The organism is Edwardsiella piscicida (assembly GCF_001896205.1).
In the GTDB taxonomy this organism is placed as follows: Bacteria; Pseudomonadota; Gammaproteobacteria; order Enterobacterales; family Enterobacteriaceae; genus Edwardsiella; species Edwardsiella piscicida.
Genome location: NZ_MPNU01000001.1, coordinates 3,224,951 through 3,247,074, shown reverse-complemented (window position 1 = coordinate 3,247,074; position 22,124 = coordinate 3,224,951). Strand labels below are relative to the sequence as shown.

The window sequence follows — 22,124 nt, the reverse complement described above, 5'->3', positions numbered from 1 at the left end:
GCTCTCCCCGCTCCGGACCGGGATCTGCTATTGTGCACCACTAGCCACTGACAATGAACAGGATCTTACACCTATTTATCCACAGATATTTTGGATAACCCGTTTTATCGGCGGACACTGGTTTGATTTACAGCCTTGACGGACGCGGTTTTTTGCGAAATTGCTGCCGCAGTGTGCAAGTTTTGCGGATATGTTGTGGATAAAATCGGCATTGCGCGATCTTTAGACAGCGCGGGATCCTAAGCGTGCATGGATCACATTTTTATCCTGTATACAGGGTGAGGTTGTTGATTAATTAATTGAAAGATATTGAAATATTTTGTGGTGGCGTTGAGTGGCTATGGCGGTGACGATAAGTTTTACCCCTCTTTCCAGACACTTCTACACAAATATATCCACAGAAAAAGTGAATAAAAGCCGCCTCGCTATCGCGTGTGTGTTTATAACTTTGCATTTATCTGTGAGTTATCCCGAAATTATGCGGCGCACGCGCGGGAAATCTCGGCGTTGAGCCAATGGTTTACCGCTTGGTGCGAGTGTGAAACAATCATGTCATCTTGCGATTTTGCTTATTGAGGTAGTCTGGTGATCGATGATGATGGCTACCGCCCGAACGTAGGTATTGTAATCTGTAACCGGCAGGGGCAGGTGCTGTGGGCACGTCGCTATGGGCAAAACTCCTGGCAGTTCCCGCAGGGCGGGATCAACGCCGGGGAGACCGCCGAGCAGGCGATGTTCCGCGAACTGTTTGAAGAGGTGGGGCTGGGACGTAAGGATGTGAAAATTCTGGCCTCTACCCGTAACTGGTTACGCTATAAATTACCTAAACGTTTGGTGCGTTGGGATACGAAGCCGGTGTGTATCGGCCAAAAGCAGCGCTGGTTTTTACTGCAGCTGCTGTGCAGTGAGGCGGAGATCAATATGCAGCGCAGCAATACGCCGGAGTTTGATGGTTGGCGCTGGGTCAGCTATTGGTATCCGGTGCGTCAGGTAGTGTCGTTTAAGCGCGATGTTTACCGCCGGGTGATGAAGGAGTTCTCATCCGTTGTCATGTCATTGCAGGAGAGCGTGGCCCAGGGGGGGCGTTCGTCTCCCGGCTATCGCCGTAAAAGAGGTTAAGTGGCAGTAATCATGCTTACGCGCCTGCGCGAGATCGTGGAGAAGGTGGCTGCGGCCGCCAGCCTGAATGACGCGCTGAATGTGCTGGTGGACGAAACCTGTCGGGCGATGGAGACGGAGGTTTGCTCGGTTTACCTGGCCGACAACGATCGTCAATGCTACTACCTGATGGCGACCCGCGGTCTGCAAAAGCCGCGCGGTCGCGTGGTGGCGCTCTCTTTTGACGAAGGGATCGTCGGCCTCGTGGGCCGTCTGGCGGAGCCGGTAAACCTGGCGGATGCGCCCAGCCACCCCAGCTTTAAATACCTGCCGCAGGTGCGCGAGGAGTGCTACCGCGCCTTCTTGGGCGTGCCGATGATCTATCGCCGCCAGCTGCTGGGGGTGCTGGTCATACAGCAGCGTGCGTCCCGTCAGTTTGATGAGGTCGAAGAGTCCTTTCTGGTGACCCTGGCGACTCAGCTGGCCGGGATCCTGTCACAAACCCAGCTCAATAGCCTGTTTGGCCGTTTGCGCCAGAACCGCCTGCGCGCTATCGCCGCGGCGCCCGGCATCGCGGTGGCCAAGGGATGGATGGATATCAGCCAGCCGGCGCTGGAGCACGTCTATGAGGCCTCCACGCTGGATACCGACAGCGAACGTGAACGACTGGCGCGGGCGCTGGAGGAGGCGGCCAGCGAGTTTCGTCGCTACAGCAAGCGCTTTGGTGCCAGCGCACAGAAAGAGAGCGCGGCGATCTTCGATCTCTACTCCCACCTGCTCAACGATCCGCGTCTGAAGCGCGAGCTGATGCGTCACGTCGACGGCGGCGCGGTGGCCGAATGGGCCGTGAAGCAGGTCACCGAGCACTTTGCCGACCAGTTCGCCAGCCTGCAGGACAGCTATATGCGCGACCGCGCCAGCGATTTGCGCGCGCTCGGGCAGCGCCTGCTGTTTCATCTGGATGATAACGCCATCGGTCCGGCGCCGTGGCCGGAGCGCTTTATTCTGGTGGCCGATGAGCTGACGCCGACCCTGCTGGCGGAGATCCCGCAGTCCTGTTTGCTGGGGGTGGTGGTGCGCGACGGCGCCTCGAACTCCCACGCGGCGATCATCCTGCGCGCGATGGGCGTGCCGACGGTGATGGGGGCCGATATTCGCCCTGCGCTGCTCCATGAGCGGCTGCTGATCATCGACGGCTACCGTGGCGAGGTGCTGGTCGAGCCGGAGCCGGTGCTGGTGCAGGAGTACCAGCGCCTGATCAGCGAGGAGCAGGCGCTGAGCCGCAAGACGGAGGCTGAGTCGGATCGTCCAGCGCAGCTGCGCAGCGGCGAACGGATCGCCGTGCTGCTGAACGCCGGCCTGAGCGCGGAGCATGAGCAGCGTCTGGAGGCCTGCGTCGACGGCGTGGGGCTGTATCGCACCGAAATTCCCTTTATGCTGCAGAGCGGCTTCCCGTCAGAGGAGGAGCAGGTCGCACAGTATCAGGGCATGCTGCAGATCAACCCGGCGAAGCCGGTGGTGCTGCGCACCCTGGATATCGGCGCCGACAAGCAGCTGCCCTATATGCCGATCAGCGAGGAGAACCCCAGTCTGGGCTGGCGTGGGCTGCGGATCACCCTCGATCAGCCGGAGATCTTTCTGGTGCAGGTGCGCGCGATGCTGCGCGCCAATGCGGCCAGCGGCAACCTGGGGATCCTGCTGCCGATGGTGACCACCCTGGCCGAGGTGGATGAGGCGCGTCGCCTGATCGACCGCGCCGGGCGAGAGGTTGAGGAGATGCTGGGCTATGCCCTGCCGCGCCCGCGCATCGGGGTGATGCTGGAGGTGCCGGCGTTGGCCTTTATGCTGTCGGGGCTGGCCTCTCGGGTCGACTTTATTTCGGTCGGCACCAACGATTTGACCCAGTATCTGCTGGCGGTGGATCGTAACAATACCCGGGTGGCGGCGCTGTATGACGGCCTGCATCCGGCGATGCTGCGCCTGCTGCAGCAGGTGGTGCGCGAGTGCGCCGAGCTGGGGCTGCCGGTCAGCGTCTGCGGCGAGATGGCCGGCGATCCGATGGGCGCGCTGCTGCTGGTGGGGCTGGGATTTCGCCAACTGAGCATGAACGGCCACAGCGTGCCGCGTATCAAGTATCTGCTGCGTCACCTGGATCTGCAGGATGTCGAAGGGCTGGCCGCCCGCATGGTGGCGACCCATTCATCGACCGAGGTGCGTCACCTCACCGCCTCGTTTTTGGAGCGGCGCGGCGTCGGTGGTCTGATCCGCGGCGGGATGTAGGGCGCGTCCGGGGAATTTTGCCGTCATGATGGAGTCCTGACGGAAGTTATGGGATGATTGGGCGGTTTTTCAGGGGGCGTGAATGGGTAAACTGACGCTATTATTGGTGGTGCTGTTGGGCTGGCTGCAGTATTCGCTGTGGGTCGGCAAAAACGGCGTCCATGACTATATGCGGGTGAAGCAGGACGTCGCGACGCAGCTGGCGAATAATGCCAAGCTGAAATCGCGCAACGATCAATTGTTTGCCGAGATCGACGATCTTAACGGCGGCCAAGAGGCGATCGAAGAGCGCGCGCGCAATGAGCTGGGAATGATTAAACCGGGTGAGACCTTCTACCGCCTGGTGCCCGATCAGAACAAACGCCGTACGGCGGGGACGGCTACCCAGCCAGCCGCGTCCTACCCGTCAGTGACGGCGAGTCACTGAATTCTTTGCATGGCCCGCGCCATGCCTTCATATCCGATAACGATAATTCACCGATGAACGACAACGACTCCGTTAACGTACCGTCCATTGTCGCCATTGTACCGGCCGCCGGGATCGGCAGCCGGATGCAACGCGCTACTCCCAAGCAATACCTCACGCTGAATGGCAAGACCATTCTGGAGCATGCCGTGACGGCGCTGTTCGCCCATCCGGCGGTGCGCCGGGCGATCGTTGCGCTGCACCCGCAGGACACCGGCTTTGACGCGCTGCCGCTGGCGGCGGATCGGCGGGTGAGCCGGGTGACGGGCGGCGCGACCCGCGCCGAGTCGGTGCTGGCTGCGCTGCTGGCCGCCGACGATGCCGACTGGGTCCTGGTGCACGATGCGGCGCGCCCCTGCCTGCGGCCCAACGATCTGGCGCACCTAGTGGCCTGCGTTGATGCTGCGCATCAGGGGGCGATACTGGCGACGCCGGTCTGTGACACGATGAAGCGGGCCGAAGCCGGTCTCCCGCTGATCGCCCATACGGTGGCGCGTCAGGATCTGTGGCATGCCCTGACGCCGCAGCTGTTTCCCCGCGCGCTGCTGATCCAGTGCCTGCAGCGCGCCCTGCGCGAGGGGGCGACGGTGACCGATGAGGCCTCGGCGCTGGAGCACTGCGGCTATCATCCCCGCTTGGTCAGCGGGCGTTCGGACAATATTAAAGTTACCCGTCCAGAGGATTTGGCGCTGGCAGAGTTCTATCTGGCGCGCCACGCCTCTTTGACGCACTCACAGGAGCAATAACCGATGAGAATTGGTCACGGTTTTGACGTTCACCGCTTCGGCGGCGAAGGGCCGCTGATTATCGGCGGCGTGCGCATCGCGCACCCACAGGGGCTGCTGGCCCATTCCGATGGCGATGTCGCCCTGCATGCGGCGACCGACGCCCTGCTGGGGGCGGCGGCCCTGGGGGATATCGGCAAGCTGTTCCCGGATACGGATCCCGCCTATAAGGGGGCGGACAGCCGCGCGCTGCTGCGTGAGGCATACCGTCGCATTCGCGCCAAGGGCTACCGTCTGGGTAATCTGGACATTACCCTGATTGCCCAGGCGCCGAAGATGGCGCCGCACATTCCGCAGATGCGGGTGTTTCTGGCCGAGGATTTACAGTGCCCGATCGATGATGTCAACGTGAAGGCGACCACCACTGAAAAGCTGGGCTTTACCGGACGCGGCGAGGGGATCGCCTGCGAAGCGGTGGCCCTGCTGGTCAAGGAGTGATCGATGGAGTTTTCCACGCTGCAGTATCTGCACGGGCGCCCGGCGGCGACCGGAGTGCTCAAGGCTTTCGCCGAGGATTTTTTTGTCGCAGAGGATCTGGGATTCGCCCCGGACGGCGAGGGTGAGCATGTGCTGGTTCGCCTGCGTAAAGAGGGGTGCAACACCCAGTTTGTGGCGGAGAACCTGGCTCGCTTTGCCCGTATCGCCGCGCGCTCGGTCAGCTACGCCGGGCTGAAGGATCGTCATGCGGTGACCGAGCAGTGGTTCTGCCTGCATCTGCCGGGGCGCGATACCCCAGACTTCAGCCAGTTTGTGCTGGAGGGGTGCCAGGTTCTGGCCGTGACCCGTCATCGGAAGAAGCTGCGTATCGGTACGCTGCGCGGCAACCAGTTCCGCCTGGTACTGCGCCATATCAGCGATAGCGCCGAGGTCGAAGAGCGCCTGCGCCGGGTGGCGGCACAGGGCGTGCCCAACTATTTCGGCGAGCAGCGCTTTGGCCGCGGCGGCAACAACCTGCAGCAGGCGCGTCGCTGGGCCGCCGATCAGATTCGAGTTAACGAGCGTGCCAAGCGCGGCTTCTATCTCTCCGCGGCGCGCAGCGCGCTGTTTAATCGGCTGGTGAGCGAGCGGCTGGCGGCGGGCTGTTTTTCTCGGGCCCTGGCTGGCGACGCGCTGCAGCTGACCGGGCGCGGCAGTTGGTTTGTCGCCCAAGAGGCGGAGCTGGCGACGCTGCAGCAGCGGCTGGACGCCGGCGAACTGCGCATTACGGCGGCGCTGCCGGGCGACGGTGACGGCGGCGTCGGCGGCGATGCGGCGGAGTTTGAACGTCGAGTGTTGTCTGAGTATGCTGATCTGCAGGCCCTGCTGACGCGTGAGCGGGTAGAGCCGGCGCGCCGGGCGGTGCTGCTGCAGCCGCAGGCGATGGCCTGGAACTGGTGGGATGACGCCACCGTCGAGCTGACCTTCGATCTGCCCGCCGGTAGTTTCGCCACCAGCGTGGTGCGTGAACTGTTCTGTCAGGAAAACCCCGATGCGGATCTTGCTGAGTAATGATGATGGCGTAACGGCTCCCGGTATTCAGACGCTGGCGGAGGCGCTGCGTGAGTTTGCCCAGGTGCAGGTCGTCGCCCCGAACCGCAACCGCAGCGGGGCCTCCAATGCCCTGACGCTGGAGTCGCCGCTGCGCAGCGAAACCTTGGCCAACGGCGACATCAGCGTGATCGACGGCACGCCGACCGACTGCGTCTATCTGGGGGTCAATGCGCTGATGCGCCCGCGCCCGGATATCGTGATCGCCGGCATCAACGCCGGTCCTAACCTGGGCGACGACGTGATCTACTCCGGCACGGTGGCGGCGGCGATGGAGGGGCGTCATCTGGGCTTTCCGGCGCTGGCGGTGTCGCTGGACGGCGAGCGCCACTATGACACGGCGGCGGCGGTGACCTGCCGACTGCTGCGTATGCTCTCCGATGCGCCGCTGCGCAGCGGGCGCATCCTGAACGTGAACGTGCCGGACGTTCCGCTGGCGGCGATCCGCGGCTGGCGCGTGACCCGCTGCGGCAGTCGTCATCCAGCGCAGACGGTGATCCATCAGCAGGATCCGCGCGGTAAGCCGCTGATGTGGATCGGCCCGCCGGGGGCCAAACAGGACGCCGGCGAAGAGACCGATTTCGCCGCCGTGGCGGCGGGCTATATCTCCGTGACGCCGCTGCAGGTGGATCTGACCGCCCACGGCGCGCGTGAGCGGTTGGCGGAGTGGCTGGGCCGGGTGGATAAGGGCGGTGCGGCATGGTAGACGTCGATCGCCGGGTTCTGCTGCTGATCCAGCAGCTGATGCGTCAGGGAATCCGCGATGAGGCGGTGCTGAAGGCTATCGCCTCGGTGCCGCGCGAACGCTTTATCGATGAGGCCATGTCCCATAAGGCCTATGACAACACGGCGCTGCCGATAGGGTTAGGACAGACCATCTCCCAGCCCTATATGGTGGCGCGGATGACCGAGCTGCTGGCGCTGCAGGCAGCCTCGCGGGTGCTGGAGATCGGCACCGGCTCCGGCTATCAGACGGCGGTGCTGGCGCACCTGGTGCCTCATGTCTATTCGGTCGAGCGGATCAAGAGCCTGCAATGGCAGGCTAAACGGCGTCTTAAGCAGCTGGATTTACACAATGTATCGACCCGCCACGGCGATGGTTGGCAGGGCTGGGCGTCGCGCGGCCCCTTCGATGCCATTATCGTGACCGCCGCCGCCCCGGAGATCCCGCCGGCGCTGCTGGCGCAATTGGCCGAGGGGGGACGCCTGGTGCTGCCGGTCGGTGAGCAGTCCCAGCCCCAGTTTTTACGGCGTATCCAGCGGCGCGGCGACGAATACCTGGTCGAATCGATCGAACCGGTGCGCTTTGTCCCGCTGGTGAGCGGCGAGCTGGCTTGACGGGGTAATGGCACGCCTCGCCGTGCAGGGCGGCGCAATTGCCGTTATGCTGAGATACGGATGATCGGCGGCGGAGCGCGCCGTAGACTTTCCCCGCGCGTCCTGCCGAGGCGAATAGGGATAATTCTTACTTAATCCGTATTTGACCTGCGGGCGCTTTTTAGTGTCCAATCCCTGCCTTAGGGTATGAATAAAATAATTGGCTGAGCGATATCAATGCCTTTCGGCCAGCGCAGGCCGATGCTAATCCGGCGTTTTCCGGGTATATCGAATGACTTATTTAAGAGAAGAATGCTGTCATGGGGGAGTCATGAGCATGGGAAGCCCAATGATTAAATGGCGCCGGGTGGCGATGTGTACGCTGGTTACAATGTGGCTGGCGGGGTGTAGCAGTAGTGATAATTCCGCACCGATAAGCTCTGTAAATGGCTCGGGCGGCGGCCGCATGCTCTCTTCCGGCGGTCATGTGCAAACGGATGCCAGCGGGCATATTGTGTATAACCGCAGCTACCAGTCGATTCCCAAGGGGAGCTATAACGGCGAAGCCTATACCGTTAAGCGCGGCGATACGCTGTTTTATATCGCCTGGATCACCGGCAGCGATTTCCGCGATCTGGCCGCACGCAATAATATTCAGGCGCCTTATAGCCTGAATGTCGGGCAGGTTATTCGCATCGGTGGAAACGGTGGCAGCGGCGGCGGTATGTTGGCCTCCAATAATATTGTTCCCGCTCAGCCAAGCAGTGCACAAATTCAGACGACGAATGTTGATTCTACATCAGCCAGCGCGTATTCTGACCCTTCGGGTAAACAGAATGTAGGCAGAATGTTGCCTGCAGCCGGGGCGGCAAGCGCTGCGCCCGCCGTTTCCGCATCGTCATCCAGCTCGGCGCCGGTAGGGACTTGGCGCTGGCCGACTGACGGTAAGATTATCGAAAACTTCTCGTCGGCCGAAGGGGGCAACAAGGGGATCGATATCGCAGGCTCGCGTGGGCAGCCGGTGCTGGCCACCGCCGATGGGCGGGTGGTCTATGCCGGTAATGCGCTGCGCGGCTATGGAAACCTGATCATCATTAAGCATAATGATGATTACCTGAGCGCCTACGCCCATAACGACACCATGCTGGTCCGGGAGCAACAAGAGGTGAAGGCGGGTCAAAAAATTGCCACCATGGGCAGTACCGGTGCCAGCTCAGTTAGATTGCACTTTGAAATTCGTTACAAGGGAAAATCCGTAAACCCGCTGCAATATCTGCCGCAGCGATAGTTTGAGCAGGATCGCTGTATCCTGCTCGCAAATCACGGGTAGGGTACAGCTATGAGTCATACTACGCTGAAAGTTAACGAATTACATGATGAAGTCGAGTTGGAGGATGGCGTTGAGGACGGTTTTGACGAGAAGGCCCTCGTTGAAGAGTCCATGGAAAATGACATTACCGATGATGAATTGCTGTCTCAGTCTGTTTCACAGCGCGTTTTGGACGCCACGCAGCTCTATCTTGGCGAAATCGGCTATGCGCCGCTGCTGACGGCAGAGGAAGAGGTTTTCTTCGCTCGCCGCGCTCTGCGCGGGGATGAGGCATCGCGTAAGCGGATGATCGAAAGCAACCTGCGGCTGGTGGTGAAGATCTCCCGTCGCTACAGCAACCGCGGCCTGGCGCTGCTGGATCTGATCGAAGAGGGTAACCTGGGTCTGATCCGCGCGGTCGAGAAGTTTGACCCGGAGCGCGGCTTCCGCTTTTCGACCTACGCCACCTGGTGGATCCGTCAGACCATTGAACGGGCCATCATGAACCAGACTCGCACCATTCGCCTGCCTATCCATATCGTTAAAGAGCTTAACGTCTATCTGCGTACCGCCCGCGAACTCTCTCATAAGCTGGACCATGAGCCGAGCGCGGAGGAGATCGCCGAGCGGCTGGAGAAGCCGGTGCATGACGTCAGCCGCATGCTGCGCCTTAACGAGCGGATCACCTCGGTGGATACCCCGCTGGGCGGTGATTCGGAGAAGGCGCTGCTGGATATTCTGACCGATGAGAACGAAAGCGGGCCGGAGGATTGCACCCAGAACGACGACATGAAGCAGAGCATCGTCAAGTGGCTGTTTGAGCTGAACGCCAAGCAGCGCGAGGTGCTGGCGCGCCGCTTTGGCCTGCTGGGCTATGAGGCCGCCACGCTGGAGGACGTCGGGCGAGAGATTGGCCTGACCCGTGAGCGGGTGCGTCAAATTCAGGTTGAAGGGCTGCGGCGCCTGCGTGAGATCCTGCAGATGCAGGGGCTGAGTATCGAAGCCCTGTTCCGCTGAGCGATGCGGTCAAAAAAAACGGTGAAGCCTTGCTTCACCGTTTTTTTTATCGCTACAGCATCCCCTTGAGGCGATAGAGCCAGTCCAGCGCCTGGCGCGGCGTCAGCGCATCGGGATCGATCGCCGTCAGCGCCTCCAGCGCCGCCGACGGCTCCGCCTCGACCAGTAGCGGCAGCTGAGCGCTGTCTGCCTGGCTCTGACTGCCGTGCTGCGACAGGGTTTCCAGCTCGCGCAGCTTCTGGCGCGCGCGCTTGATCACCTCGCGCGGCACCCCGGCCAACGCGGCCACCGCCAGCCCGTAGCTCTTACTGGCCGCGCCGTCCTGTACGCTGTGCATAAAGGCGATGGTCTCGCCGTGCTCCAGCGCGTCCAGATGCACGTTGTAGACCCCCTCCAGCTTCTCCGGCAGGGTGGTCAGCTCAAAGTAGTGGGTGGCGAACAGCGTCATCGCCTTGATGCGGCTGGCCAGGCTTTCGGCGCAGGACCAGGCCAGCGACAGGCCGTCGTAGGTGGAGGTGCCGCGGCCAATCTCATCCATCAGCACCAGGCTGTGCTCGGTCGCGTTGTGTAGGATATTGGCCGTTTCGGTCATCTCCACCATAAATGTAGAGCGGCCGGAGGCCAGATCGTCGGCGGCGCCGACGCGGGTAAAGATGCGATCGACCGGGCCGATAACGGCGCGCTGCGCCGGGACAAAGCTGCCGATGTGCGCCATCAGCACGATCAGCGCCGCCTGGCGCATATAGGTACTCTTGCCGCCCATGTTGGGGCCGGTGATCACCAGCATGCGCCGTGCGCTGGACAGGGTCAGCGGGTTGGCGATAAAGGGCTCTTTGAGCACCTGCTCCACTACCGGGTGGCGCCCCTCTTCGATATTGATCCCGGCGCGTTCGCTCAGCTGTGGGCGGACGTAGCCGTAGCGGTCGGCCCGCTCGGCCAGGCCGCTCAGGACGTCCAGCTCGGCCAGCGCCGTCGCGCTCTGCTGCAGCTCCGCCAGGTGCGGCAGCAGCAGGTCGAACAGCTCGTCATACAGCTGCTTCTCCAGCGCCAGCGCCTTGCCCTTCGAGGTCAGTACCTTATCCTCATACTCTTTCAGTTCGGGGATAATGTAGCGCTCGGCGTTTTTCAGCGTCTGGCGGCGAACGTAGTGGATAGGCACCAGGTGACTCTGTCCGCGGCTGACCTGAATATAGTAGCCGTGCACCGCGTTAAAGCCGACCTTCAGGGTATCCAGCCCCAGCTTCTCACGTTCGCGGATCTCCAGCCGATCGAGGTAGTCGCTGGCGCCGTCCGCCAGCGCACGCCATTCGTCGAGCTCGGCGTGATAGCCGCTGGCGATCACGCCGCCGTCGCGCACCAGCACCGGCGGCGTGTCAACCAGCGCCCGCTCCAGCAGTTCGCACAGGGCATCGAAGCGGCCCGCCTGACGCGCCAGCGGCGCCAGCGCCTCACCGCCGCGCTCGCCGAGCAGGGTTTGTAGGGTTGGCAGCTGTTGGAAGGCGACGCGCATGCGCGCCAGATCGCGCGGACGGGCGCTGCGCAGCGCCAGCCGGGCCAGAATGCGCTCCAGATCGCCGACCTGGCGCAGCAGGGGCTGCAGCTCATCAATCAGCGGCAGCAGCGCCTCGATAGCGTCCTGACGCCGCTGCAGCGCCTGGCGATCGCGGATAGGCATATGCAGCCAGCGTTTGAGCATTCGGCTGCCCATCGCGGTGACGCTGGCGTCCAGCACCGCCGCCAGGGTGTTCTCTTGGCCACCGGCCAGATTCTGGGTCAGCTCCAGATTGCGGCGGGTGGCGGCGTCCATAATGATGCCGTCCTGCTGGCGCTCCATGGTGATGGCACGGATATGGGGCAGCATGGTGCGCTGGGTGTCTTTGGCATACTGCAGCAGGCAGCCGGCGGCGCGCAGCGCCAGGGGAGCCTGTTCGACGCCAAAGCCGCTCAGATCGCGGGTGCCGAACTGCAGGTTGAGCTGCTGGCGGGCGGTCTCTAGCTCGAACTCCCACATCGGGCGGCGGCGTAGTCCACGGCGCTGCTCGATCAGCGCCATGGCGGCAAACTCTTCTGGATACAGCAGCTCCGCCGGATTGGTGCGCTGCAGCTCCGCGGCCATGCTATCGGCGTCCTGCGGCTCAGCGGCGCGGAAGCGTCCAGAGCTGATATCCAGCGTGGCGTAGCCAAAGCCGTTGGGCGACTGCCAGATCGCCGCCAGCAGGTTGTCCTGCCGCTCGCTGAGCAGCGCCTCATCGCTGACGGTGCCCGGCGTCACGATCCGCACCACCTTACGCTCTACCGGCCCCTTGCTGGTGGCGGGATCGCCAATCTGTTCGCAGATGGCCACCGACTCCCCCAGCTGCACCAGCTTGGCCAGGTAGTTCTCTACCGCGTGATAAGGCACGCCGGCCATCGGGATCGGCTCCCCGGCGGAGGCACCGCGTTTGGTCAGGGAGATATCCAGCAGCTGTGACGCACGGCGGGCATCGTCATAAAACAGTTCGTAAAAGTCTCCCATCCGGTAAAACAGCAGGATGTCGGGGTGCTGCGCCTTGAGGCGCAGATACTGCTGCATCATCGGGGTGTGAGCGTCAAGATTGTCCGTGGTGGTCATAGGTCTGCGTATCCGTGTGATAGAACCGGCCTGACGGGAGAGCGGCGGACAGGTGTGCCCGCGACCGGGCATGCCCAGGCCAGAAAACCGTTAACTGAGCATGATAACCAACTCTTTCGGGCAGGGGAACCGCGAGCGCGTTTTGCGGGGCGCCCGCGGCGATCAGGCCGGCGGCGTGCGGCGGCGTTTGATGGCAAAGGGCGGCGTACGCAGCAGGGAGGCGGAGAGCTGTAGCCACTCGCGGGTGCGGGTCAGCCCTAGCTTATGCAGCGCGGAGCGGCGCTGACTGTAGAGGCTTTTCACGCTGACGCCGTGCTGTTGGGCCATAGTCGGCAGCGAGGCGCCCTCGGCGCTCCATTTCAGCACCCGCAGCTCCCGTTCGGTGAGATAGGGGCGCACGGCGATCCGCTCCGCCGTGGGGCGGATGTCGAGCCAGTGGGCCAGGTGCAGCAGCCACTGGGTCAGGTTAAGACGGTCATACCAGACGGCGTCGAATCCCATCGCCAGCAGCAGACGCTCCAGGCCGGGATGACGGGCATCCAGTACGGCCAGCAGCTGCAGCCCCGCGGGATGGCGTCGTCGTAGACGGGCGACCAGCTGACTCAGTTCGCTAAGGCGCTGGCTGTTCAGCGCGCCGGTACAGACGATGGCCCTCGTCGGTCCGGCGTCCAGCCGATCGTGGCTTAGCGCCTGTAGGGAGGGGAGCAGGTGCGTTTCCAGATACGGAGCCAGCAGGGCCGCCAGTCCCTGGGCAAAAAAGGGGCAGGGGGCGACGATGTAGACGCGGTGGGGCCGCTCGGGTAACGCCTGTGGGGATATCGTTGGCCGCATGGCGCCTCCGCGCTAGGCTGACTGGGAGCCCATTAAGTGTAGGCACTGCGGGTGGGCTGTCCATTCGGCGTGGGGAGGCGAGGGAGAAACGCGCCCGACTCAGCGGAGCCGGGCGACGGTGGATTAGTGCGCCGCGTTGCCGGCAGGTTTAATCTGACCTTTGATATCCATAACTTTCTTCTGCGGGTGCTGCTTGCAGACTTCCATCACCTGAGGCACGGCGACGGTTTCGACCTCATTCCAGTCGACGTAGTCACCGCCTTTATAATCGGTATCTTTATTGAGCATCCAGAATGCGACCGGCGTCATCGCCTTAGGATTCAGGTTCACAAACTCTTTGCAGGTCATGTTCTGCGGCGTGGTTTCCGTGGCGGCTTGGGCCAGGCTGGCGCAGCCCAGCGTCAGGGTGCCCAGAACCGCGGCGAGTAGCGTCATTTTCATTACTGTCACTGCCTCACTTAATTGATCGATAAATAGAATATGCATTTTGTATTACATATTTTACGCCATCTTGCCAGCAACGCGGGGCCTTTTCAAGGGGAGCCCGAGGCGCGCGCCGAGCTGCCGGAAAACGCGCTATTAGCACTATAGTCGCGAATGGCGTACGGCGGCGCAAAATCTGCCGGGGTATCGGCTCTAGGTCGATCGGGGTATCCATCGCTGTTTACTGCGTCGCGCTCTGAGCAAGAAAACGCCGTTATTTCGCTAGCGCCGGATTGATTCGTCATTGCTATCTCATCGATAGGTAAATAAAGCGGCGAGATGACTGAATTGTTGCTGCATCTGGCCGATATAGCGTAGTTACGGATAACTATTCCAGAGCGATGTCGGTATTGATGCGGTTGGCTACCGGGGTGGCGCTGGGGTTACCCCACGACAGGATAACGATAAAACCTATTTAGCCGATGCGTGGTCGGCATTTTATTTGAGGGAAAGTCATGTTGGCGGCAGTACGCAGTTATTTTCAGCGAGTGACAATTGGGGGGCGGATCGTCATCTGCTTTGGCGTGGTGCTGGTACTGGTGCTGCTGCTGGCGTCGGTCAGCGTGTGGCAGGTCGGTAAGATTAAAAGCTCGCTGGAGCAGATTAACGATGTGAATAACGTGAAGCAGCAGCTGGCGGTGGATCTGCGCGGCAGCGTACACGATCGCGCCATTGCGCTGCGCGACGTCGTGCTGGTCGAGCCGGGCGCACTGGCGCCCATCGTGCGAGATATTAGCCGCCTGGGGGGCGACTATCAGCGGGCCTGGCAGCATCTGGAGCAGCTGCGCAGCGGCAGCGCCGGGTTCAGCGCAGAGGAACAGCGGGTCTATAGCGAACTGGCGGCGACGGAGTCTCAGACCCTGCCGCTGATCGCACAGGTGATCGCCCTGCGCGAGGCGGGGCAGCGCGAGCAGGCGTCTCAGCTACTGCTGCAGCAGGCCGGCCCCCGCTTTGTGACCTGGCTGAAACAGATCAATGCCTTTATCACCATCGAGGATGGCTATAGCAACGCGCAGACCCAGGTTGCGCGCGGGGTCTCCGAACACTTTCGCTTTCTGATGCTGGCGCTGGCCGCGCTGGCGGTCATCACGGTGGTGCTGATCGCTATGTCGATCCGGCGCACCATCAGCGGTACGCTGGGCGCCGAGCCGGTTGCCCTGCGTCGCCTGATTAACGCCATTGCCGCGGGCGATCTGCAGTATCGATTGGCGATAGCGCCGGTGCCGGCGGGCAGTATTCTGGCGGCGACCCAGGAGATGCAGCGGGCGCTGACCGATCTGCTGGGGCAGGTGAAAACGTCGGTACAGCAGGTTTCCGGCGTCAGCCAAGGCTTGACCGGCGGCAGCGGCGATCTGGCCGCCCGCAGCGACAGTCAGTCCTCGTCCATTCAGCAGACGGCGGCGGCGATCGCGCAGTTTGCGGCGGCGGTAAAGCGTAACTCCGAGAACGCCGGTCAGGCGGACAGTCTGGTGGCCGATGCCGGCGAGCAGGTGGCCGAGGGCAGCCGGGTGATCCATGCCGTGGTGGCGGATATGGAGCACATCATCAAGGATTCGGCGGAGATCTCCGATATTACTCGCATCATCGAGTCCATCGCGTTTCAGACCAACATCCTGGCGCTGAACGCGGCGGTTGAAGCGGCGCGGGCCGGCAGTCAGGGGCGTGGCTTTGCCGTGGTGGCCGCAGAGGTTCGCTCTCTGGCCCAGCGTTCGTCGGTCGCCGCCCGCGATATCGGCCAGCTGTTGGCCCGCTCGGTACAGCGGGTGCGCAGCAACGCCCACTCCGTTGACAGCGCCGAGCGCTGTATGACCCAAATTGATGCGTCGATGCAGCAGGTGAAACGCGCGGTGAATCTGATCAGCGCAGACTCCGCCGAGCAGGCCGGAACGGTGGATGGGGTCGTCAGCGCGGTGGCCTTCATGGACAGCGGTATCCGCCAGAACGCGGCCCTTTCAGAGCAGTTGGCGGGCGATGCCCGCGCGCTGGAGGAGCACGCGCGGTCACTGCACGGCACCATCGCTCAGTTCCGTATCTGATTCCTGAACGCCCGTTCGGGTACGATGTCGCCGTCCCGCGTTGCGGGCGGCGAATAATTTTATTCTTCGCTATTGTTTCCTTTCTTATCTATTAGTTAGCGTTATTTTTCTCATCATTATCTTAATCATTCTATAAATAATTAATGTTAATAATTTGCCTGTTTACCTATTTTGGCGATCACTTAAGGAGGAATAGGGAACGGGCGGCGCATAACGACGGCGGCCCTTTTCTCCTGAGTCTGTCTTTTGGTCATCAGCGATTTACCATTTGGGAGAGAGATAATGAAAAAAGGTACTGATACCCGTGGGGGATATTTGGATTCCCGCTTTGGTTCAGAGGCTATTCGCACGGCGGCAGAGGCACACCATTTTCCTCAGGGAGAAATGCGCGAAGACATTGCTTTCCAGGTTATTAACGATGAGCTGTTTTTAGACGGCAATGCCCGGCAAAACCTGGCGACGTTTTGTCAGACCTGGGATGACGACTATGTACACCGCCTGATGGATATTTCGATCAATAAAAACTGGATCGATAAAGAGGAGTATCCGCAGTCGGCGGCGATCGATCTGCGCTGCGTCAATATGGTGGCCGATCTGTGGCATGCGCCGCGCCCGGCGGATGGACAGGCCGTCGGTACCAATACTATCGGCTCCTCCGAGGCCTGCATGCTGGGCGGCATGGCGATGAAGTGGCGCTGGCGCGCCAAGCGTCTGGCGCAGGGAAAATCGGTGGATAAGCCCAACATGGTGTGCGGGCCGGTACAGGTCTGCTGGCATAAGTTTGCCCGCTACTGGGATGTCGAACTGCGCGAGATCCCGATGGCGCCCGGCAAGCTGTTTATGGATCCGGAGCGGATGATCGCCGCCTGCGATGAGAACACCATCGGCGTCGTGCCGACCTTTGGCGTCACCTACACCGGTAACTATGAGATGCCTGACGTGCTGCACAAGGCGCTGGACGATCTGCAGGCGCGTACCGGGCTGGATATCGACATGCACGTCGACGCCGCCAGCGGCGGCTTCCTGGCACCGTTCTGCGCCCCGGATATCGTCTGGGACTTCCGTCTGCCGCGGGTGAAATCCATCAGCGCATCCGGCCATAAGTTCGGCCTGGCGCCGCTCGGCTGCGGCTGGGTGGTGTGGCGTGACGCCGCCTCTTTACCGGACGATCTGATCTTTAAGGTGGACTATCTGGGCGGACAGGTTGGCACCTTTGCCATTAACTTCTCCCGTCCCGCGGGTCAGGTGATCGCGCAGTACTATGAATTCCTGCGTCTGGGACGCGAGGGCTACACCAAGGTGCATACCGCCAGCTATCAGGTGGCGCAGTTCCTGGCGGCGGAGATCGCTAAGCTGGGACCCTATGAGTTTATCTGCAGCGGCGATCCGCAGCAGGGTATTCCGGCGGTGTGCTTCCGCATTCCGGCTGGCAAGGCGCTGGGCTATAGCCTGTACGATCTCTCCGAGCGCCTGCGCCTGCGCGGCTGGCAGGTTCCGGCCTTTGCGTTGAACGGTGAAATGTCCGACGTGGTGGTGATGCGCATCATGTGCCGCCGCGGCTTTGAGATGGATTTTGCCCAGCTGCTGATGGAGGACTTCCGCGCGGCGCTGGCCTATCTTAAGGCCCATCCGGCAGTGGCCAATGTGGCGCATCAGAACAGCTTCAAACATTCCTGAGGCGCCTGTCCACCCTTGACGTAAGGAGTGACTATCATGGCTACAAAATCGACCGCCGCCTCACCCGTGTCGGTGAAGAAACTGAGTATCATGACTCTGGCGATCATGAATATCGTCGCGGTGGTCAGCCTGCGCGGGCTGCCGGCAGAGGCGGAATATGGGCTGAGCTCCATTTTCTACTATCTGTTTGCGGCGATCTTCTTCCTGATCCCGGTCTCGCTGGTCGCGGCCGAGCTGGCGACCGGCTGGCCGGAGAAGGGGGGGATATTCCGCTGGGTTGGCGAGGCTTTCGGACCGCACTGGGCTTTCCTGGCGATGTGCATGCTGTGGATTGAGGTGACGGTATGGTTCCCAACGGCGCTGACCTTTGGCGCCGTCTCCCTGGCGTTTATCGGCCCCGATCAGCGCTGGGATGAGGCCCTCTCCGCCAATCGCTTCTTTATCTTGCCCATTGTGCTGTTCATCTACTGGCTGGCGACCTTTATTGCCTTTAAGGGGGTGAATACCTTTGCCAAGGTCTCCAAATGGGGGGGGATGATAGGCACCATCATTCCGGCGATTATCCTGATCGTGCTGGGATTCTCCTACTTGATAGGCGGCGGTACGCCGCAAATCACCCTCAGCTGGGATCAGGTGGTACCCGACTTCACCAACTTTGACAACGTGGTGCTGGCGGCCAGTATCTTCCTGTTTTACGCCGGGATGGAGATGAACGCCATTCACGTGAAGGATGTGGACAACCCGCAGCGCAATTACCCCATCGCCATCATGCTGGCGGCGCTGGGGACCGTGGTGATCTTCGTCTTCGGGACCCTGGCCATCGCCTTTATCATTCCCCAGTCCGATATCAACCTGACCCAGAGTCTGCTGGTGGCCTTTGACGACATGTTCAAATGGGCGCACGTGGAGTGGCTCGGGCCCGTGATGGCCTGCGCGCTGGCGATTGGCGTACTGGCGGGGGTGGTGACCTGGGTCGGTGGCCCCAGCACCGGTCTGCTGGTCGTGGCGAAGGCGGGTTACCTGCCGCGCTGGTGGCAGCACACCAACCAGAATGGCATGGCGACCCACATCCTGCTGCTGCAGGCGGTGATCGTCACTATCCTGTCGATTCTGTTTGTGATCCTGCCGTCGGTGCAGGCGACGTATCAGATCCTCAGCCAGCTGACGGTGATCCTGTATCTGATCATGTACATCCTGATGTTCTGTGCGGCGATTTATCTGCGCTACAGCCAGCCTAACCGCCCGCGGCCCTATCGGATCCCCGGGGGCGCCATCGGCATGTGGATTATCGGCGGCGCCGGGCTGGTCGGCTCGATCCTCGCCTTTATCCTCAGCTTCGTGCCGCCGAGCCAGATCGCGGTGGGAAGCCCGATGGAGTATGTCGGCATCCTGATCGCCCTGTCGCTGTTCTTCTGCCTGGTGCCGTTCGTTATCTATGCCATCCGTAAACCGCACTGGCGTGATGACAACAGCGACTTTGCGCCGTTCACCTGGCAGGTCGAGGGAGGGCATCCGGGCATTCCGACGGACTCCTCCGCCCACCCCAGCGTGCTGGCGGCCCAGGCACAGCAGACTGCCGCGGCGCCCGGCAATAAACCGCCGACGTCACCGGTCTGATCCCGTCCGTAAGACATTGGGCAGGGCATAGGCCCTGCCTACACTTTAACCCGGAGTGGTATCAGGAGTTATATCATGACGTTAGATGCACAGAGATTGCAGCAGGCCGTCGATGCGGCCCATGCACAGTATGCGACGCAGGCCGGGGGAAAAAACGCGGACTACATCCCCTATCTGGCCAGCGTGCCGAGCCAGCTGGCGGCGGTGGCGGTGGTCACGCGCGACGGCGCGGTGTACTGCGCCGGCGACAGCGACTACCGTTTCGCCCTGGAGTCGATCTCCAAGGTGTGTACCCTGGCGCTGGCGCTGGAGGACGTGGGGCCCGAGGCGGTGCAGGAAAAGATCGGCGCCGACCCGACTGGTCTGCCGTTCAACTCGGTGATGGCGCTGGAGCTACACGGTGGCAAGCCGTTGTCACCGCTGGTCAATGCGGGGGCCATGGCCTCGGCTAGCCTGATTAAGGCCGACAACCGTGAGCAGCGCTGGCAGCGTATTTTGGCCATTCAGCAGCAGCTGGCCGGCGAGACGGTGGCGCTGTCGGACGAGGTGAACCAGTCGGAGCAGACCACCAACTTTCACAACCGCGCCATCGCCTGGCTACTCTATTCGGCCGGCACCATGTACTGCGATCCGATGGAGGCCTGCGACGTGTATACCCGCCAGTGCTCCACGCTCATTGATACCGTTGAGCTGGCGACGCTGGGCGCCACGCTGGCGGCGGGCGGGGTCAATCCGCGCAGCGGGCGGCGGGTGCTGCAGGCCGACAACGTGCCCTACATTCTGGCGGAAATGACCATGGAGGGGCTGTACGGACGATCCGGCGACTGGGCCTACCGCGTCGGTCTGCCGGGCAAGAGCGGGGTCGGCGGTGGGATCCTGGCCGTGGTGCCGGGGGTGATGGGCATCGCGGCCTTTTCTCCGCCGCTGGATGAGGCGGGTAACAGCGTCCGCGGGCAAAAAATGGTGGCGGACGTCGCCGCACGGCTGGGCTATAACCTGTATAAGGCCTAAATACGATGAATGCGGGCGATGGCGACAACGAGAAACCCCTGGGGCTGTGGCATGTGGTCGCCATCGGCATCGGGGCGATGGTCGGTGCGGGGATCTTCGCGCTGCTGGGGCAGGCGGCGCTGCTGATGCGCTCGTCGACCTGGCTGGCCTTTGTCTTTGGCGGCGTGGTGGCGATGTTTTCGGGCTACGCCTACGCCCGCCTGGGGGCCAGCTACCCCAGCAACGGCGGCATTATCGATTTCTTCCGCCGCGGGCTAGGCGACGGGCTGCTGACGCTGTCGCTGTCGCTGCTGTATCTGGTGACGCTGGTGCTGACCATCGCCATGGTGGCGCGAGCGTTTGGCGCCTATGCCGCCGATCTGCTGCATGACGGCAGCCAGGATCAGCGGGTGATCCTGAGCTATGCGTTGGGGGTGATCGCGCTGATGGCGCTGTTCAACGCCCTGAGCAGCCATGCCGTCGGGCGGCTGGAGGTGGTGCTGGTGGCCATTAAGCTGGGGATCCTGCTGGTGCTGATCGCCGCCGGAGTATGGGCACTGCACCCGGCCTCGCTGACGTTGACGTCGTCGCCCGGCGGTGGCGCCTTCTTTTCCGCCATCGGCATTACCTTTCTCGCCTACGCGGGCTTTGGCATGATGGCCAACGCGGCCGATAAGGTGCGCAGCCCGGCCACCACCATGCCGCGGGCTTTCACGCTGGCCATCGGCGTGACGGCGCTGCTGTATGTGACGCTGGCGCTGGTGCTGGTCAGCGATGTGCCGGCGGCGCAGCTGGAGCGCTACGCCGATACGGCGGTGGCGCAGGCCGCCTATCCGCTGCTGGGGCGGGTGGGCTATACCATCGTGGCGATCGGCGCGCTGCTGGCGACGGCCTCGGCGATCAACGCGACGCTGTTTGCAGCCTTTAACATCATGGCCAGCATGGGCAGCGAGGGCGACCTGCCGGGGGCATTCCGCCGCCCGCTGTGGCGCCAGAGCACGCCCGGCAACCTGACGGTGGTGGCGTTGATTATGCTGATAACGCTGCTGCTGGATCTCGGCGCGCTGGCCAACGTCGCCAGCGCAACCTTTCTGTTCTGCTATCTGGCGGTCTTTGTGGTGGCCTGGCGCCTGCGCCGGGAGATCGGCGCCGCCGCGCCGCTGCTGCTGTGCGGGGCGCTGGTGATGCTGCTGGTGATCGTCGGCTTTCTCTTTAGTCTGTGGCAGCAGGGCGGGCCGGCGCTGCTGTGGGTACTGGGCGCGCTGTTGCTGAGCCTGGCGCTGGCGCTGCTTTTCCGACGGGGACGGACGGTATGGAAACATGGCTGATTCATTTTCTGCTCACCTATGTCACCTTCCTGTCGATGTTTTGTCCCCCGGCCACCATCACGGCGGCGACGATCCTGCTGGGCCAGACGCCGCCCCATACGCTGCGCCAGCTGGCCTGGAAGGTGGCGCTCGAATATGTGGCGGTGATGCTGGTCGCTATCTGGATCGGGAACTACCTGCTGATGGCGCTGGGGCTGAACGCCCACGCGCTGACCGCGACCGGTGGCGCGGCGCTGCTGTTTCAGGGCTGGCCGCTGATGACCAAGGGGACCAAGGCGGAGCCGGCGCGGATGGTCGTCACGCCCGATGCCCGCCCCAACGTGCAGGATATGGTGCTGGTGCCGCTGCTGTTTCCGCTGACCATTGGCGGGGGAACCATCGCCGTCGGCATTTCGTTGGCCAGCCATGACGGCTCTCTGGCGGGCCTGCTGCAGCTGTCGGCGGTGATTCTGCTGATGGCGCCGACCATTGCCCTGACGTTTCTGGCGGTCGGCCCGCTGCACGGGCGCCTCTCGAGCGGGGCGATCGATGCCATGGCGCGCATCGCCGGCATCGTTTTGGTGACGCTGTCGCTGCAGCTGCTGGCCTCTGGACTGACGCAGCTGGTGCTGCAGTATGGTCTCGCGAAGTAGCCGATGGCGCTGCACATGGACGGGAGAGGGGGGAGTGCGGGGCGATGGTGGCGAGCGGCCGCGATCCTCAACGCTTGACTGAATACCGGCACGCGCGTGGGGCGCGCGCCGGTGGGATGG

Annotated in this window: 19 protein-coding genes; 16 read left to right on the top strand and 3 right to left on the bottom strand. The window is 62.5% G+C overall.

The window, feature by feature from the left end; all coding sequences use genetic code 11:
* Positions 1–585 precede the first annotated feature (585 nt).
* The 10 genes from rppH to rpoS all read left to right on the top strand — a co-directional run bounded on the left by rppH (position 586) and on the right by rpoS (position 9,799).
* Positions 586–1,119, top strand: a complete 534-nt coding sequence (gene rppH, locus BRD58_RS15020) for an RNA pyrophosphohydrolase (protein WP_012849705.1) — start codon at positions 586–588, stop codon at positions 1,117–1,119.
* Between the two features lie 12 nt (positions 1,120–1,131).
* Positions 1,132–3,378, top strand: coding sequence for a phosphoenolpyruvate--protein phosphotransferase (gene ptsP, locus BRD58_RS15015; RefSeq protein ID WP_034167940.1), 2,247 nt, complete (start codon positions 1,132–1,134; stop codon positions 3,376–3,378).
* Between the two features lie 82 nt (positions 3,379–3,460).
* A complete protein-coding gene (ftsB, locus tag BRD58_RS15010; protein ID WP_012849703.1) occupies positions 3,461–3,805 on the top strand; it encodes a cell division protein FtsB in 345 nt (114 codons plus the stop codon).
* Between the two features lie 53 nt (positions 3,806–3,858).
* Positions 3,859–4,590: a 2-C-methyl-D-erythritol 4-phosphate cytidylyltransferase gene (ispD, locus tag BRD58_RS15005; protein ID WP_015462246.1), complete on the top strand. Its 732-nt coding sequence runs from the start codon at positions 3,859–3,861 to the stop codon at positions 4,588–4,590.
* 3 nt (positions 4,591–4,593) lie between these two features.
* Positions 4,594–5,067 carry a 2-C-methyl-D-erythritol 2,4-cyclodiphosphate synthase gene (gene ispF, locus BRD58_RS15000; protein ID WP_012849701.1) on the top strand — a complete coding sequence of 158 codons (474 nt, stop codon included), beginning with the start codon at positions 4,594–4,596 and terminating at the stop codon, positions 5,065–5,067.
* 3 nt (positions 5,068–5,070) lie between these two features.
* Complete coding sequence (truD, locus tag BRD58_RS14995) at positions 5,071–6,117, top strand: tRNA pseudouridine(13) synthase TruD (RefSeq protein ID WP_012849700.1); 1,047 nt, start codon at positions 5,071–5,073, stop codon at positions 6,115–6,117.
* Entirely contained in the window at positions 6,098–6,862 is a 765-nt protein-coding gene (gene surE, locus BRD58_RS14990) for a 5'/3'-nucleotidase SurE (RefSeq protein WP_015462245.1), read from the top strand. The genes truD and surE overlap by 20 nt, the downstream gene beginning before the upstream one ends.
* Positions 6,856–7,494: a protein-L-isoaspartate(D-aspartate) O-methyltransferase gene (locus tag BRD58_RS14985; protein ID WP_012849698.1), complete on the top strand. Its 639-nt coding sequence runs from the start codon at positions 6,856–6,858 to the stop codon at positions 7,492–7,494. Before surE ends, BRD58_RS14985 begins: the two co-directional genes overlap by 7 nt.
* Positions 7,495–7,822: 328 nt before the next feature.
* A complete protein-coding gene (gene nlpD, locus BRD58_RS14980; protein ID WP_078057757.1) occupies positions 7,823–8,761 on the top strand; it encodes a murein hydrolase activator NlpD in 939 nt (312 codons plus the stop codon).
* A 51-nt stretch (positions 8,762–8,812) separates the two neighbouring features.
* On the top strand, positions 8,813–9,799 hold the full coding sequence (gene rpoS, locus BRD58_RS14975) for an RNA polymerase sigma factor RpoS (protein ID WP_012849696.1): 987 nt from the start codon (positions 8,813–8,815) through the stop codon (positions 9,797–9,799).
* 52 nt (positions 9,800–9,851) lie between these two features.
* Here the strand turns inward: rpoS and mutS are convergent, their stop codons facing one another.
* From mutS to hdeB, 3 genes are all read right to left on the bottom strand, one after another.
* Positions 9,852–12,410 (bottom strand): DNA mismatch repair protein MutS, encoded by a 2,559-nt coding sequence (gene mutS / locus BRD58_RS14970; RefSeq protein WP_073383499.1) that lies wholly within the window; start codon positions 12,408–12,410, stop codon positions 9,852–9,854.
* A 162-nt stretch (positions 12,411–12,572) separates the two neighbouring features.
* The gene (locus BRD58_RS14965; protein WP_073383494.1) at positions 12,573–13,241 is read right to left on the bottom strand and encodes a helix-turn-helix transcriptional regulator; all 669 of its coding nucleotides are present in this window, start codon (positions 13,239–13,241) and stop codon (positions 12,573–12,575) included.
* 123 nt (positions 13,242–13,364) lie between these two features.
* Positions 13,365–13,682 (bottom strand): acid-activated periplasmic chaperone HdeB, encoded by a 318-nt coding sequence (hdeB, locus tag BRD58_RS14960; protein ID WP_015462241.1) that lies wholly within the window; start codon positions 13,680–13,682, stop codon positions 13,365–13,367.
* A 497-nt stretch (positions 13,683–14,179) separates the two neighbouring features.
* Between hdeB and BRD58_RS14955 the strand changes: the two genes are divergently transcribed.
* The 6 genes from BRD58_RS14955 (at position 14,180) to BRD58_RS14930 (ending at position 22,004) form a co-directional block, all read left to right on the top strand.
* The gene (locus BRD58_RS14955) at positions 14,180–15,760 is read left to right on the top strand and encodes a methyl-accepting chemotaxis protein (RefSeq protein WP_069579272.1); all 1,581 of its coding nucleotides are present in this window, start codon (positions 14,180–14,182) and stop codon (positions 15,758–15,760) included.
* Between the two features lie 282 nt (positions 15,761–16,042).
* Positions 16,043–17,437, top strand: a complete 1,395-nt coding sequence (locus BRD58_RS14950; protein ID WP_012849691.1) for a glutamate decarboxylase — start codon at positions 16,043–16,045, stop codon at positions 17,435–17,437.
* 36 nt (positions 17,438–17,473) lie between these two features.
* On the top strand, positions 17,474–19,054 hold the full coding sequence (gene gadC, locus BRD58_RS14945; protein ID WP_012849690.1) for a putative glutamine/gamma-aminobutyrate antiporter GadC: 1,581 nt from the start codon (positions 17,474–17,476) through the stop codon (positions 19,052–19,054).
* Positions 19,055–19,129: 75 nt separating this feature from the next.
* The gene (gene glsA / locus BRD58_RS14940; RefSeq protein WP_073383490.1) at positions 19,130–20,065 is read left to right on the top strand and encodes a glutaminase A; all 936 of its coding nucleotides are present in this window, start codon (positions 19,130–19,132) and stop codon (positions 20,063–20,065) included.
* Between the two features lie 5 nt (positions 20,066–20,070).
* Positions 20,071–21,372 carry an APC family permease gene (locus tag BRD58_RS14935; RefSeq protein WP_073383486.1) on the top strand — a complete coding sequence of 434 codons (1,302 nt, stop codon included), beginning with the start codon at positions 20,071–20,073 and terminating at the stop codon, positions 21,370–21,372.
* The gene (locus BRD58_RS14930) at positions 21,357–22,004 is read left to right on the top strand and encodes a MarC family protein (protein WP_012849687.1); all 648 of its coding nucleotides are present in this window, start codon (positions 21,357–21,359) and stop codon (positions 22,002–22,004) included. The genes BRD58_RS14935 and BRD58_RS14930 overlap by 16 nt, the downstream gene beginning before the upstream one ends.
* Positions 22,005–22,124: the final 120 nt, after the last annotated feature.

Coding starts and splice junctions, on each gene's coding strand:
- ispD (WP_015462246.1), top strand. CDS start 3,859: ATGAACGACAACGACTCCGTTAACGTACCGTCCATTGTCGCCATTGTA.
- ptsP (WP_034167940.1), top strand. CDS start 1,132: ATGCTTACGCGCCTGCGCGAGATCGTGGAGAAGGTGGCTGCGGCCGCC.
- BRD58_RS14985 (WP_012849698.1), top strand. CDS start 6,856: ATGGTAGACGTCGATCGCCGGGTTCTGCTGCTGATCCAGCAGCTGATG.
- BRD58_RS14965 (WP_073383494.1), bottom strand. CDS start 13,241: ATGCGGCCAACGATATCCCCACAGGCGTTACCCGAGCGGCCCCACCGC.
- hdeB (WP_015462241.1), bottom strand. CDS start 13,682: ATGAAAATGACGCTACTCGCCGCGGTTCTGGGCACCCTGACGCTGGGC.
- nlpD (WP_078057757.1), top strand. CDS start 7,823: ATGATTAAATGGCGCCGGGTGGCGATGTGTACGCTGGTTACAATGTGG.
- BRD58_RS14935 (WP_073383486.1), top strand. CDS start 20,071: ATGAATGCGGGCGATGGCGACAACGAGAAACCCCTGGGGCTGTGGCAT.
- BRD58_RS14950 (WP_012849691.1), top strand. CDS start 16,043: ATGAAAAAAGGTACTGATACCCGTGGGGGATATTTGGATTCCCGCTTT.
- mutS (WP_073383499.1), bottom strand. CDS start 12,410: ATGACCACCACGGACAATCTTGACGCTCACACCCCGATGATGCAGCAG.
- ftsB (WP_012849703.1), top strand. CDS start 3,461: ATGGGTAAACTGACGCTATTATTGGTGGTGCTGTTGGGCTGGCTGCAG.
- rpoS (WP_012849696.1), top strand. CDS start 8,813: ATGAGTCATACTACGCTGAAAGTTAACGAATTACATGATGAAGTCGAG.
- BRD58_RS14930 (WP_012849687.1), top strand. CDS start 21,357: ATGGAAACATGGCTGATTCATTTTCTGCTCACCTATGTCACCTTCCTG.
- surE (WP_015462245.1), top strand. CDS start 6,098: ATGCGGATCTTGCTGAGTAATGATGATGGCGTAACGGCTCCCGGTATT.
- ispF (WP_012849701.1), top strand. CDS start 4,594: ATGAGAATTGGTCACGGTTTTGACGTTCACCGCTTCGGCGGCGAAGGG.
- glsA (WP_073383490.1), top strand. CDS start 19,130: ATGACGTTAGATGCACAGAGATTGCAGCAGGCCGTCGATGCGGCCCAT.
- truD (WP_012849700.1), top strand. CDS start 5,071: ATGGAGTTTTCCACGCTGCAGTATCTGCACGGGCGCCCGGCGGCGACC.
- BRD58_RS14955 (WP_069579272.1), top strand. CDS start 14,180: ATGTTGGCGGCAGTACGCAGTTATTTTCAGCGAGTGACAATTGGGGGG.
- gadC (WP_012849690.1), top strand. CDS start 17,474: ATGGCTACAAAATCGACCGCCGCCTCACCCGTGTCGGTGAAGAAACTG.